We start from the raw sequence: 12,681 nt of genomic DNA, 5'->3' as shown, positions 1-12,681 counted from the left end.
GTTTTCGCCGGGCCTTCAAAGGCCCGGTTTTGTGTACTAACGGTATTGCAATGATGGATCGTTGCGGGCTGCGAGTAACGATCCATTGTTGCGTGCACACCTGAGCCAAGGCGTGCATGTGATACCCCAATGCTGTTTCGCTGAGTGCGCCTTTATTGCAGGCCAACACTCATCTGGGGGCTGGATTTGAGGCATAGAACGCTGGTTAAACAGTTGTCGGTTGTGGTTTGTGCCGTTGCGTTAACCCCGCTGTTACTTGAACGGGTCATGGCCAAATCGATGTATGACGACGCCGAAAGCGTCAGCACCATCAGCCCGAGTCAATTGGGCACGAATTTACCGGGAGGGCCAATGGGCGTCAGTGCGCCGATCCCCCCGCAACGAGTAGTTCCGGGCACCCTCGACCTGACCCGCGCGGTACAAATGGTCGTGGCGTGGCACCCGGCTATCGCCGAGTCGATCGGCAAGCTGTATCAGCAACAACAGAACGTGACCATTGCCCGTTCCGGTTACTACCCGCAAATCAGCGGCGGGTTGCGCTCGGGCTACGACAGTGGCTTGAACGGCAACGGCGAAAGCCAGGCGTTCACCTTGTCGATGTCACAAATGCTCTATGACTTCGGCAAGGTGTCGAGCACCGTCGACAGCGCCCTTGCCCGCGTCAACGGCAGCCAGGCGGCGGTGTTGTTGGCGGTCGATCAGGTGACCCGGGAAACCTCGTTCTCGGTGATTGAATTGCAGCGCGCGCAAACCTTGCAGAGGCTGGCCCGCGAACAAGTGGATGGCCTGGCGGCGATTGCCGATCTGGCGCAAAAACGCAGCGACATGGGCGCCAGTACGCGTTCTGACTTGATTCAGGCGCGCTCACGGGTCGAAGCGGCAATGGCAACGCAATTGCAATTCACGGCGCAATTGAACCGTTGGCGCGGGGCATTGAGCAGCTTGCTTGGCTCGCAGGCGCCGGTCAGCGTCACGCCGGGCTTTCCTGACAGCCTGGAGCACTCTTGCCAAGGCGTGGTGCCCGATGAAGCCGTGACCCCCTCGTTGTTGATCGCCCAGGCGCAGCAGGTCGATGCCGTGGCGCAAATCGCCAATGCGCGGGCCGAAGCGCTGCCCACGTTGTCTCTGGACCCGGAGCTGACCCAGTACCTGGACAGCAACGACAACAACGTTCAAAACGGCCGCGACAGAACACGCTACGGGGTGTTTCTGAACGTGAAAATGCCGATCTATCAGGGCGGTGCGATCAACGCCCGCAAAGCCTCTGCCGAACAAGCCCTGCGCACGGCGCAGTACGCAAACGACGCCGCACGGCTTTCAGTGCGCCAAGGGCTGCTGGAAGCGCGGGATCAAATCTCCAGCCTCACCCAGCGCCTGTCGACCCTGGATTTTCGTGAGCGCAGCATCTCTGAAACCCGCGACCTGTATCGCCAGCAATACCTGGAGCTGGGGACCCGGCCGCTGCTTGATTTACTCAATGCCGAGCAGGAAATCCACCAGGCGCGCATGGACCGTGAAAACACCGCGTCCGACCTGCGCCGCCTGAAGATTGATTGCCTCTACAACACCGGCGGATTGCGCACAGCCTTCCATCTGGATAACAGCTCGATCCAAGGCGTGGAGATCCGACCATGAACGATACCGTGATGCTTGAGGCCGACACGCAAGCTGCCGAACAACCCGCTGAAACGGCGCCTGATCACTCTGCCCCGCTGGATTATGAAGTGTGGCTGGACGCGGTCCTGCTCGTTGCCCGGCACTACCGGCTGGAGTGTTCCGCACAAAGCGTGCGCCTCGCCGTGCAATGGACCGAAGGCAAGACCGTCGAGGAGGTGGTGCGGCTGATGGCGCGCCAGGCGGGGCTTAATTGTGTGATTGTCGACTTCACCGCGACCACCCTTATGCAGCGGCAAATGCCGTTGGTGCTGCAATTTGATGATGGTCAGGTCGGTGTCTTGCAAACCCTGGGCGACGATGACGATTTGGGCATCACCTACAGCGGTGACGCGGGCCTGCAGAGCCGTATCTCGCGTCAGGAACTGATCGAGCATGCCAGCAAAATCGTAGTGCTGCGGCCCATGCGCGCGGTGCGCGATGCGCGGATCGATGACTATATAAAAACCTACGAGAAGGACTGGTTCCGAAACATCGTGCTGAGGGACTTGCGCCCGTACAGCTACGTAATGCTGGCGTCGCTGGTCACCAGCGTGCTCGGGCTGGCCGGGGTGCTGTTCTCGATGCAGGTATATGACCGGGTGATTCCGGCCGAGTCGATGCCCACTTTGTACGTGCTGTTTGGCGGCGTGGTGCTGGCGCTGGTGTTCGATTTGATGATGCGCCTGACCCGCGTACGGATCACTGACATGCTCGGCAAACGCGCCGACTTGCGCGTGTCTGATCTGGTGTTCGGCCACGCCATCCGCCTTCGCAACAGCGTGCGGCCCAAATCCACTGGCTCGTTTATTTCGCAGATCAAAGAGCTGGAACAGGTGCGCGACCTGATCACCTCCAGCACCGCCACGGCGTTGGCAGATTTACCGTTCTTTTTGCTGTTTCTGGTGATCTTCTGGTTTATCGCCGGGCCTTTGGTGGCGATCCCCATCCTCGCGGTGGTGTTGATGGTGGTGCCGGGCCTGATGTCACAAAAGAAACTGGCGCGCATGGCCAACGAGTCGATGCGCGAAAGCTCGTTGCGCAGCGCCATGCTGGTAGAGACGATTCAGGGACTGGACGATATCAAGTCGCTGCAAGCCGAACAGCGTTTCCAGCAGCAGTGGAACCACTACAACGCCAGTTGTGCCGACGCCAACCTGCGGTTGCGCATGCTGACCAATTCGTTAGTGTCCTGGAGCAACACGGTGCAGGGCTCGGTGTTTGCCGTGGTCGTGGTGTTCGGCGCGCCGATGGTCATGGCCAGCGACATGACCACCGGTAGCCTGGTGGCCGCGTCGATTCTGTCGTCCCGCATGATGGCGCCGATGGCGCAACTCACCCACGTGCTCACGCGCTGGCAGCAGGCCAAAGTCGCCCTGCAAAGCCTCAACCAGATCATGCAGTTGCCGGTGGATCATGCCGATGGCAGCAAGCGGGTGCATTTGCCCGTGGTACGCGGCGATTATGTGCTCAATGAGGCGGCGTTCCAGTACTCCAGCGATTCTCCTGCGCCCGCGTTGACTGTGGCGGATATGAAGATCCAGCCGGGTGAGCGTATCGCCGTCCTGGGGCGTAATGGTGCGGGCAAATCGACATTGCTTCAGGCGCTGGCCGGGATGCTCGATCTGAAGGAGGGCAGCATCAGCCTAGACGGCGTTGCCCTCGGGCACATAGACCCGGCGGACGTGCGTCGCGACGTCGGGCTGCTCACGCAAAACTCCCGGCTGTTTCACGGCACCTTGCGCGACAACCTCATCCTCGGCGCGCCCCACGCCACCGACAGCGAAATCCTTAACGCGCTGGCGCTCACCGGCGCCGCAGAGTTCGTCAGCAAGTTTGCCGATGGCATGGACCACTTGATCCTTGAGGGCGGCTTGGGGCTTTCGGGCGGGCAGCGTCAGGCCTTGTTGCTGTCGCGTCTGTTTATTCGCCAGCCGCATATCGTCCTGCTGGATGAACCCACGGCGTCTTTGGATGAAGCGAGCGAGCGCAACCTGATCCAGAACCTGGACAAATGGGCCGGTCATCGCACCTTGATCATTGCCACCCACCGCATGAGCGTCTTGAGCCTGGTCAATCGGATCATTGTCGTGGACAACGGGCGCATCGTCGTTGATGACAGCAAAGACAACGCCATAGCACGCCTGTCCAAACCACAGAAAGCCGCGCAATGAACCCGCAGCCACGGACAGCGTCGCGCTCAAGGACCTTCACATGAACAATAAAACGTCCCACGGGCCACAAGGGCCGAAGAAAATCCCGCTGCTGGCCAGCGAAGACGACAGCACCCGGCCGTATCATGATGGCGTCGATGACAGCACCGTGGTGCGGGCGACACGGGTGGTCGGCTACGTGTGCCTGATGCTGATCGCATTTGGCGTCTGGGCTTACTTTTTTGAAGTCGATGAAGTGTCGAACGGCACCGGCAAAGTCATTCCGACCTCCCGCGAGCAAATTATTCAGTCACTCGAAGGCGGGATCGTCACCGAATTGAACGTCAGCGAGGGCGATATTGTGGCGAGCGGGCAAACCCTGGCCAAGCTCGACCCGACCAAAAGTGAATCCAACTTCGATGAAAGTGCGGCCAAGTACCGGGCAGCCCTGGCCAGCGTGGTGCGCTTGCAGGCCGAGGTGAACAACAAGCCGCTTGTGTTCCCCGATGAATTGCAGGGCTACCCGGCACTGATCCGCGCCGAAACCGACTTGTACACCACGCGGCGCAAAGGCCTGGATGAATCGCTGGCGGGGGTGCGCTCTTCGTTGGCGCTGGTGCGCAGCGAGCTTGAAATTACCGAGAACCTGGCCAAGGTCGGCGCGGCCAGCAACGTTGAAGTGTTGCGCCTGAAGCGCCAGAAGGCGGAGCTGGAGTTAAAACTGACCCAGGCGCGCTCCGACTACATGGTGCACGCCGGAGAGGAGATGGCCAAAGCCAACGCCGACGTCGAGACCCTGTCTTCGGTAATGCGCGGGCGCTCCGACTCCGTGACCCGCCTGACCTTGCGTTCGCCGGTCCGCGGCATCGTCAAAGACATCGAGGTTACGACCATCGGCGGCGTCATCCCGCCCAACGGCCGCCTGATGCAAATTGTGCCGATGGATGAACAGCTACTCATCGAAGCGCGCATTTCGCCACGGGACATCGCCTTTATCCACCCCGACCAGGTGGCCAAGGTCAAAATCACCGCCTACGACTACTCGATCTACGGCGGGATGGACGGCAAAGTCGTGACCATCTCCCCGGACACGATTCAGGACGAAGCCAAACCCGAGGTCTTCTACTACCGCGTGTTTATCCGCACCGATGCCGATGTGCTGAAGAACAAGGCCGGGAAAACGTTCTCGATCGTGCCGGGGATGATCGCCTCGGTCGACATCAAGACCGGGCGCAAAACCGTGCTCGACTACTTGATCAAGCCAATGAATCGCGCGCGCGAGGCGCTGCGTGAGCGGTAGGGAATCGTACTGTGACCACGGGTGCCCCAATGATATGGGGCATTCCTGGTTCAACCGGTAAAATAGTCTTTTAACTAAGTAATACTATTAATCCGTGTAAAGAGTATTAATGAGTTAATGCTAAAGTATTAGTCCTATTTATATATTAAGCATGGGTTGACGAATCTAGTTTCTCCCGGTTGTTAGAGGTGTTAATCGTTTTGTTCTCATACTGATGAAGGTGGTCTCTTATTAGCTTTCTGATGACTTGCGAGATGGTCAGGTCTGTTTCTTCAGACAGGATCTCTAGCTTTTGCTTGGTCGAAGAGTCAATAAGAATGGTTAGGCGCGTTGTTTTATCAGGCATTTTCTGACTCCTTGTGTCGTACGCGGTATCGACTGCCGCGTGCAGCAATATGAATACTGATCGAGACTGAACATAGTCTATTGGCGATTTAATATCACCTCTGAAGTATCGATTCAAACAATTTTGTTTTATTGAATAAGCCGTCAATAAAGAACTTTTCAGCTGCTCGTGATGGGGCGAGGGCGCTGTTTAATTGGGTGTTTAACGTGGGTTTAAAACGCGGGCCAGCCGTCATAGGGCTTCATGCTCTTTCGATATAAGCCCTTTTAATTCCGGTGCTTTGATGTGTTGGCCGACTGTTAGCGATTCAAGCCAAATCGCTTCATCAGTATTTTTTGCAGCAGCCCGCTCGGCACCAGCGCGGCGAGCAGCGGCAGAGCGCGGCTGCCATTACCGTACCTCAGCAGGTGGGGTGGTTTTCGGCGGTCTACGGCGTTAAGTACGGCTGTGGCGAACGCGGTGGCGGGGGTGGGGTTGTCTTGCGAAGCTTTGGCCCGTGCACGAATGCCTTCACGCATCGGCCACCATGGGGAGCTCTCGCTGATCAAGTGTTCAGCCTGATCGCTGGCATTTTTCGCAAACTGGGTGTTGATGGCGCCCGGCTGGACTTCCAGCACGCGGATACCGAGCGGCGCCAACTCCATGCGCAAGGCGTCGCTCAGTGCATGGACCGCTGCTTTCGAGGCGCAGTAAGCACCGGCGAACGGGGTGACGAGTACGCCGGACACGCTGCCGATGTTCACCACCAGCCCTTGCTTGCGACGCAGTTGGGCAAACAATGCGCGGGTGACGCCAACCACTGAAAACACATTGGTTTCAAATTGCTGCTGCAGGCCTTCAACACCACCGTCGAGCACCGGACCCATGGCGCCGTAGCCGGCGTTATTGATCAACACGTCCAGGCCATCGGTCTCCTGGCTCAGACGCTCAGCCAGTTGCGCCAGCGCTGTCTGATCATTGACGTCCAGTTGCAGAGCGATAAATCCGGCGGCTGCCAAGTGCTCGACATCGTGCGGTTTGCGGGCGCTGGCCCACACTTCATGGCCGGATACCTTGAACGCATCGGCCATGGCGCGGCCGATGCCGCTGGAGCACCCGGTAATCAAAACACGGCGCATCGAAATATCCTTAATTGGAGAAGCTGCCTTGCAGGCGCTCAGCGCGAAATTCCAGGCTTGGCGCGCGATACCCGGTGCGCAGCGGCGGCATTGGCAAACAGTCTTGCCACGAGGCGCCCGCTTGCAACTCACCGGGGCCACGATAATGCGGGGCTGTGTACTGGTTGTCAGCGAGGTTGACCGTGTCACCCGGCGCGTACGCCGCAATCCGCCAGGACAACTCGCTCAACGGCACGTCATTGCTGTTGGTCAGGGTTAACTGCAGCGGACGGTCTGCGGGGCATTGTGCCGGGTCGTAGACAATGCGCAGATCCAGCCGGGCCAATTGATCAGCCTCCCGGCTGTCTTGCCAGGCCACGCAGGCGGCCACTATTGCCAACCCGACCAGCGCTGCCAGCGACACCGGAAACGCCTTGCGTGGGTAGCGCAGCAACAGTACGAGCCAGGCAATGATGAGTAAAACGCCGACAAACATGGCTACGCCTCTACTCGGGAGCTTCGTCGCGCAAGAAAACCAGCAGATCGGGCTTTGACTGTTCAGCGCTGTAACGATAGCCCTGAGCGTCAAACTGCTTGAGATCGGCCGGGTTGTTAATGCGTTCCTTGATCACAAAACGGCTCATCATGCCGCGCGCTTTTTTAGCGTAGAAGCTGATGATTTTGTGCTGACCGTTTTTCAGGTCCTTGAATTCAGTATTGATGATGCGGGCGTTCAGGGCTGACTTTTTTACCGCCGAGAAGTACTCGTTGGAGGCCAGATTCAGCAACACGTCATCGCCTTGCTCGGCCAGCGCCTCATTCAGCCATTCGCTGATACGGGTGCCCCAGAACGCGTACAAATCCTTGCCCCGGGCATTGGCCAGTTTGGTGCCCATTTCCAGGCGGTACGGTTGCATCAAGTCCAGCGGGCGCAGCAAGCCGTAAAGCCCGGATAGCATGCGCAGATGCGTTTGAGCGTAGTCGAAATCGGCCTCGCTGAAGTCCACCGCATTCAGGCCGGTATACACATCGCCTTTAAACGCCAGCAGTGCCTGTTTAGCGTTGTCAGGGGTGAACTCCGGGGTCCAGCTGCCGAAACGGGCGGCGTTAAGGCCCGAGAGTTTGTCGGACAAATGCATCAGCTCGCCAATCTGTTGCGGGCTTAGTGTGCGCAGTTGTTCGATCAACTCCTGGGAGTGATCCAGGTATTGCGGCAAGGTGAAACGCGCAGTGGCTGGCGGCGTCTCGTAGTCGAGGGTTTTAGCGGGTGAAATCACCATCAGCATGAGGTCGTCTCCTGTTAGCGTCCGGACGATTCTAGGGGGTTGAGCGGTTTGACTCCACCTATGGTGGTGATAGGCCATGAAAAACAAGGCGCTTGTCGTCGCTGACGAGGCACGAAGGCTGCGATAGGGGGCAGATCAAAAGATCGCGAGGCAAGCTCGCTCTTATCAAACATAAAATAAGTGATTGATTCTAAAGGCTTTGTAGGAGCGAGCTTGCTCGCGATCTTTTGATCTTGATCTAAGAGCCCCCTCACCCTAGCCCTCTCCCGAAGGAGAGGGAACCGATTGGGGGATGCTGAAGATACTCGGCGGCCTGTTTGCTGCGCGACAGCGCGGCGTCGAAGACGGGGCGGCCCCTCCTACAGGTTTTGCGCCGTAGCAGTTGACGAGCTTTGCGAGGCTACGTCCAATGTCCAACATCACCTTAGCGGTTATAGTGCTGGCAGTTTTTATACGGAGATGGCTCTGTGCGCATTGCTCTTTTTTTGTCGGCCTGGCTGCTGTGTCTGGGGGCAGTGGCGGCGCCCAATGATCCGGCGACGCTGGACCGTACGACCTGGCCAGAGCCATTGAGCAGCCCGGCCCTGTTCGATGTCGCCTCGCGTGCCGAGATCCTGACGTTCGCCCACGCCCTGCTGGTCAGCGAAGGGCTGGATGAGAACGGCCTTAAAGAGCGCCTGGGCCTCAAGGTCATCAATATGGACGCGATTGATAAAGTCCGTCAGCGCCTGTGGCAACGCTTGTTGGCCAATTACAACTTTGCTCAGCAAAGCTGTGATCAGGATGCTTCGTTCTGTTATTACGTCGAAGACATGGCCAGCCTGCGTGAACAGGCTGGCAAGTTCGAAGTGGCCGATGATTCTTTCTACGTGAAGTGGGCCGAACCGAGTGCCGGGTTTCACCGCCGCTACCTGGATGAACAGTTGCGCCTGGCCGCGCTGTCGCCACAAATCAGCAGCGAAATCGCGCTGCTGGGCGATCAGGAGTTCAATGGCGAGAACATGCACGACCGGCTGTTCATGCTGACCTTCGACAGCGGCCCGACGGTCATTGGCGGCACCACCGACTGGCTCACTGACTATCTGCGCAAACAGTCCATGAGCGCGACGTTTTTTGTCTTGGGCAACAGCTTGAAAGCTCGTCTCGACAAAAGCTCCGAGCAGGCCCTGAGGGCGCTGTACAAAGGTCAATGTGTAGGCGTGCAAGGGTGGGAATATCGGGCACACAGTCATTGGCAAAATTGGCAGGACTCGGTGCTACGTAGCACCGCGCTGGTGAAACAGGTGTTGCCGCAAAACTACGTGCCGTTGTTCCGGCCGCCTTACGGTCAGCGCCGGGCTGACAGCGGGGCGTTCTTTGAGTCCCAGGGCTTGCAGGTGGCGCTGTGGAACATTGACTCGCAAGACCTGGCCGGCAGCCTCACGGCCGAGCAGTCGGCACACCGCGTATTGACCTTGATGTTGTTGTGGCGCCATGGGCTGATTGCCTTCCACGACACTCAGGACAAAGTCCGCAGCGCATTGCCCTGGCTGCTCAAGGCGACGGTGCAGAGCGGGCTGGGCTGGGAGGAATGCGAGGCATTGGGGGCTCAGTGACCAATGCGCCCGCCCGATTGGGCGAGCGCTTTGTTGTAACCCTTACAAAAGGCGCAAGGCCAGTTCTGAGCCTGCGCGAAGGTATTCCACTTGCGAGACCACGGCATCTTTGACGATGGCTTCGCCGGTATCGGTCAGTTGAGCTTTTTTTGCATCAATGACTGACAGCTGTAGTAGTTGCATGGCGACGTCCATGGCTTTTTGGAAGGCGGTGATGTTGTTGTGCTGGCCAAACTCATTGATGACCGCCGCCATGCGCTCGTCAGCGTTGTCGCGAAGCTGGCGGTATTCAGTCACAGATACGCTGCCGTCCTGGTATATCTCGAGCAGCATTTGTTCCAGAGTTTTGGAAATAGGGGTCATACGGATTCCTTTGGCATAAACAGTAGTGAGCGCAGGTCGTAATGAGCCGGTGCGTCACGAAGCTTAGTGCTGCCAAAAAGAAAGATGGGTAGGGCACATCCCGGCGTTTTGTGAGAACCGTCCGGCCTTGTGGGGGGAGATTTCGAGGTGGTGTTTTCGGCGCGCTGATGCAGGCCAATACTGGATTAAATGCCGCAGCGTTGTGTCAGGTAACTACTGAGCCTAGTAGCAATTTTGCAGGTCGCCAAGGCTATTCGTCAGTCAAAAAAATAAATCCGCCAAACTGTAAAAATACTTTTTTTTGTCACACGATTTGGAGTATTACCAAGACAGACCGCCGAAACCTGCAACACAGGTGGCGTCTTCCAAGACCCATCGGGCAGGGCATTCATCTGACAGAAAACAGATGAATTCGGCAGTCACTCGAGGCGCAGCACTGTTGCGGTATTGCGTCGAATGGCTCCCACAAAGGTGACCGAGTATGGATGATCACGGACGCACTCCTTCTTCCAACCAGCCAATCCTTTATGTACTCGATACCAATGTTCTGATTCACGATCCAAATGCTTTGCTCAACTTCGAGGAACACCACGTCGCTATCCCGATGACGGTGCTTGAAGAGCTCGACAAACTCAAAACCGGCAAGCTACTGGTGGCAGCGGAGTGTCGCCAGGCGATTCGTTTGATCGATCAGACCCTGGGCGTGGCCTCGCCAGAGGATGTTGAAAGGGGCGTACCGATCCAGCGCGGCAAAAGTGGCCCCAAGGGCTTTCTGTCAATCCTGATGAACAAGCGCAGAGAGCCTAATGCGCTGCTCCCTGAAAACCTCAACGACAACATCATCATCAATCAACTGATTGACCTGCACGCTCGTGACCCGGGCCTGCACGTGGTGCTGGTAACTAAAGACATCAACATGCGGCTCAAGGCGCGCGCTTGTGGGGTCGAGTCCGAGGACTACAGCACTGACCAACTGGTTGACGACGTGTCGATGCTGTCACGCGGCTATCACACCATGACCGGTTCGTTCTGGGATCGCGTGAGCAAGGTCGAAACCCGTCAAGGGCACGGCCGCACCTGGCATCAGGTGCAAATGAACGAAAACCTGCCGGCGGTGCACATCAACGAATTCATCATTGATGAGCAAGGGTTTGTGGGCTGGATCAAAGAGGTGCGCAAGGACCACCTGCTGATTCTCGACATGCACCAGGAACCGTTGCTGCATCAGGAAGCCTGGGGCCTGAAGCCGCGGGATATTTACCAGGGGCTGGCGCTGTTTGCCTTGCTCGATCCGGATATTCATCTGGTTAACCTGTCGGGTGCGGCGGGTTCGGGCAAGACCATTCTGGCGCTGGCGGCGGCGATTGAACAAACCATGGTCAGCAAGCGCTACCGGCGGATTATCTGTACCCGCAGCGTGCAAGGGCTGGATCAGGAAATCGGCTTCCTGCCGGGCACCGAGGCCGAGAAGATGGAGCCGTGGCTGGGGGCCATCACCGACAACCTCGAAGCCCTGCATATGGATGACGAAAACACCCACGGCAGCGTGGATTACATCCTCAGCAAAGTGCCTTTGCAGTTCAAATCGCTGAACTACATCCGGGGGCGTAGTTTCCAGCAAAGCCTGATCTTGATTGACGAGTGCCAGAACCTCACGCCGCACCAGATGAAAACCATCATCACCCGGGCGGGCGCGGGCTCTAAAGTAGTGTGCCTGGGCAACCTGGCGCAGATCGATACGCCTTACCTGTCAGCCACCAGTTCGGGGCTGACCTACCTGACGGAGCGTTTCAAAGACTTCCCCAACGGTGTGCACATCGCCCTGCAAGGCGTCCCTCGTTCGATCCTGGCCGAGTACGCAGAGTCGCATCTCTAACACTTCTGACATAACCTTGATCCGGGCGGCCTAGAGCCGCCCGGTTTCGTTGTGGCGCCAGCCATGTTTATTCAGGAGCTGCCAAGGTGTTACTGCGCACTATCGATTTGAATCTGCTGGTGGTGCTCGATGCGCTGCTCACGGAAAAGCACGTAACCCGCACCGGTGTGCGTTTGCACTTGAGCCAGCCGGCCATCAGCCATTCGCTGAGCAAGCTGCGGTTATTGCTCAATGACCCGCTGCTGATTCGGCAGGGCAACGAGGTGGTACTCAGTACGCTGGCGCAAAACCTTCAGGCGCCGCTCAAGGTGATTCTGGGGCAGATCGAAACCTTGCTCGGTCAGTCGGTCGACTTTGTGCCGGGGGAATCTCAACGCACATTCCGCGTGGCGATGTCCGATTACGGCGCGGCCATCGTGTTGCCCAAGTTGGTGGAACAACTCCGAGTACTGGCGCCCGGCATTTCGCTGGTGGTGGTCCAGGACAGCCGTCTGGGCATGCTCGAACAACTCGAGCACGGCAAGATCGACCTCGCGCTGGGTGTTTTCGCCACGCTGCCCGAGTTCCTCTGCAGCGAGGTGCTGTTCGAAGAAACCTTTACCTGCCTGCTCAACCGCAACGTCCTGCCCGAGAGTGGCGTGCTGGACCTCGACACCTACCTGCAACGCCCTCACGTCTTGGTGTCGATGGACGGCAACACCCAGGGTGAAGTCGACAACGTGTTGCGCGCTCAGGGCTTACAGCGCCATGTCGCGGTGAACGTGCCTCATTGGAGTGCAGCCCCGAGTGTCATTGGCGACACGGACTTGATCCTGACGGTTGCCACTCGCACACTGGACAGCCTGCCGTTGGCCGATTCGCTGGTCAGATTGCCGCCGCCGTTGAACGTGGCTCCTTTTAACTACATACAAGTCTGGCATCAGCGTTTCAGTGACGACCCGGGGCATCGCTGGCTGCGGGGTGTGCTTCGCCAGATTTCACTGTAGGAGCGAGCTTGTCTCGCGATCTTTTA

Annotated in this window: 11 protein-coding genes; 6 read left to right on the top strand and 5 right to left on the bottom strand. The window is 58.0% G+C overall.

The annotated features are described in order from the left end of the window. The first annotated feature begins 267 nt into the window (after nucleotides 1–267). The 3 genes from ACJJU9_RS20210 to ACJJU9_RS20200 are packed head-to-tail and all read left to right on the top strand — an operon-like array spanning nucleotide 268 to nucleotide 5,106. Nucleotides 268–1,635 carry a TolC family outer membrane protein gene (locus ACJJU9_RS20210; protein WP_153328769.1) on the top strand — a complete coding sequence of 456 codons (1,368 nt, stop codon included), beginning with the start codon at nucleotides 268–270 and terminating at the stop codon, nucleotides 1,633–1,635. Further along, nucleotides 1,632–3,827 (top strand): type I secretion system permease/ATPase, encoded by a 2,196-nt coding sequence (locus ACJJU9_RS20205; RefSeq protein WP_153434824.1) that lies wholly within the window; start codon nucleotides 1,632–1,634, stop codon nucleotides 3,825–3,827. The genes ACJJU9_RS20210 and ACJJU9_RS20205 overlap by 4 nt, the downstream gene beginning before the upstream one ends. 40 nt (nucleotides 3,828–3,867) lie before the next feature. Continuing rightward, nucleotides 3,868–5,106 carry an HlyD family efflux transporter periplasmic adaptor subunit gene (locus tag ACJJU9_RS20200; RefSeq protein ID WP_153373946.1) on the top strand — a complete coding sequence of 413 codons (1,239 nt, stop codon included), beginning with the start codon at nucleotides 3,868–3,870 and terminating at the stop codon, nucleotides 5,104–5,106. A gap of 145 nt (nucleotides 5,107–5,251) precedes the next feature. On the opposite strand, the gene ACJJU9_RS20195 is transcribed toward ACJJU9_RS20200, so the two are convergent. The 4 genes from ACJJU9_RS20195 to yaaA form a co-directional block, all read right to left on the bottom strand. Then, the gene (locus ACJJU9_RS20195) at nucleotides 5,252–5,452 is read right to left on the bottom strand and encodes a hypothetical protein (protein ID WP_048389807.1); all 201 of its coding nucleotides are present in this window, start codon (nucleotides 5,450–5,452) and stop codon (nucleotides 5,252–5,254) included. 299 nt (nucleotides 5,453–5,751) lie between these two features. Further along, on the bottom strand, nucleotides 5,752–6,570 hold the full coding sequence (locus ACJJU9_RS20190) for an SDR family oxidoreductase (protein ID WP_407729380.1): 819 nt from the start codon (nucleotides 6,568–6,570) through the stop codon (nucleotides 5,752–5,754). Nucleotides 6,571–6,580: 10 nt separating this feature from the next. After that, nucleotides 6,581–7,045 carry a hypothetical protein gene (locus ACJJU9_RS20185; protein ID WP_048389804.1) on the bottom strand — a complete coding sequence of 155 codons (465 nt, stop codon included), beginning with the start codon at nucleotides 7,043–7,045 and terminating at the stop codon, nucleotides 6,581–6,583. A gap of 10 nt (nucleotides 7,046–7,055) precedes the next feature. Continuing rightward, entirely contained in the window at nucleotides 7,056–7,835 is a 780-nt protein-coding gene (yaaA, locus tag ACJJU9_RS20180; protein ID WP_048389799.1) for a peroxide stress protein YaaA, read from the bottom strand. A gap of 467 nt (nucleotides 7,836–8,302) precedes the next feature. Here yaaA and ACJJU9_RS20175 point away from each other — a divergent pair, with 467 nt between their 5' ends. Continuing rightward, nucleotides 8,303–9,430, top strand: a complete 1,128-nt coding sequence (locus ACJJU9_RS20175) for a polysaccharide deacetylase family protein (RefSeq protein WP_407729379.1) — start codon at nucleotides 8,303–8,305, stop codon at nucleotides 9,428–9,430. Between the two features lie 42 nt (nucleotides 9,431–9,472). Here ACJJU9_RS20175 and ACJJU9_RS20170 read toward each other — a convergent pair whose 3' ends face one another. Further along, nucleotides 9,473–9,793 (bottom strand): hypothetical protein, encoded by a 321-nt coding sequence (locus ACJJU9_RS20170; RefSeq protein WP_123749661.1) that lies wholly within the window; start codon nucleotides 9,791–9,793, stop codon nucleotides 9,473–9,475. A gap of 481 nt (nucleotides 9,794–10,274) precedes the next feature. Between ACJJU9_RS20170 and ACJJU9_RS20165 the strand changes: the two genes are divergently transcribed. Beyond that, entirely contained in the window at nucleotides 10,275–11,669 is a 1,395-nt protein-coding gene (locus tag ACJJU9_RS20165) for a PhoH family protein (protein WP_407729378.1), read from the top strand. Nucleotides 11,670–11,755: 86 nt separating this feature from the next. Further along, entirely contained in the window at nucleotides 11,756–12,655 is a 900-nt protein-coding gene (locus ACJJU9_RS20160) for a LysR substrate-binding domain-containing protein (RefSeq protein WP_407729377.1), read from the top strand. The last annotated feature ends 26 nt before the right edge of the window (nucleotides 12,656–12,681 follow it).

This window comes from Pseudomonas helleri, assembly GCF_045830615.1.
GTDB classification, from domain to species: domain Bacteria; phylum Pseudomonadota; class Gammaproteobacteria; order Pseudomonadales; family Pseudomonadaceae; genus Aquipseudomonas; species Aquipseudomonas helleri.
Note: the sequence above shows the minus strand (reverse complement) of the source record. Positions and strands in the feature narration are given on the sequence as shown.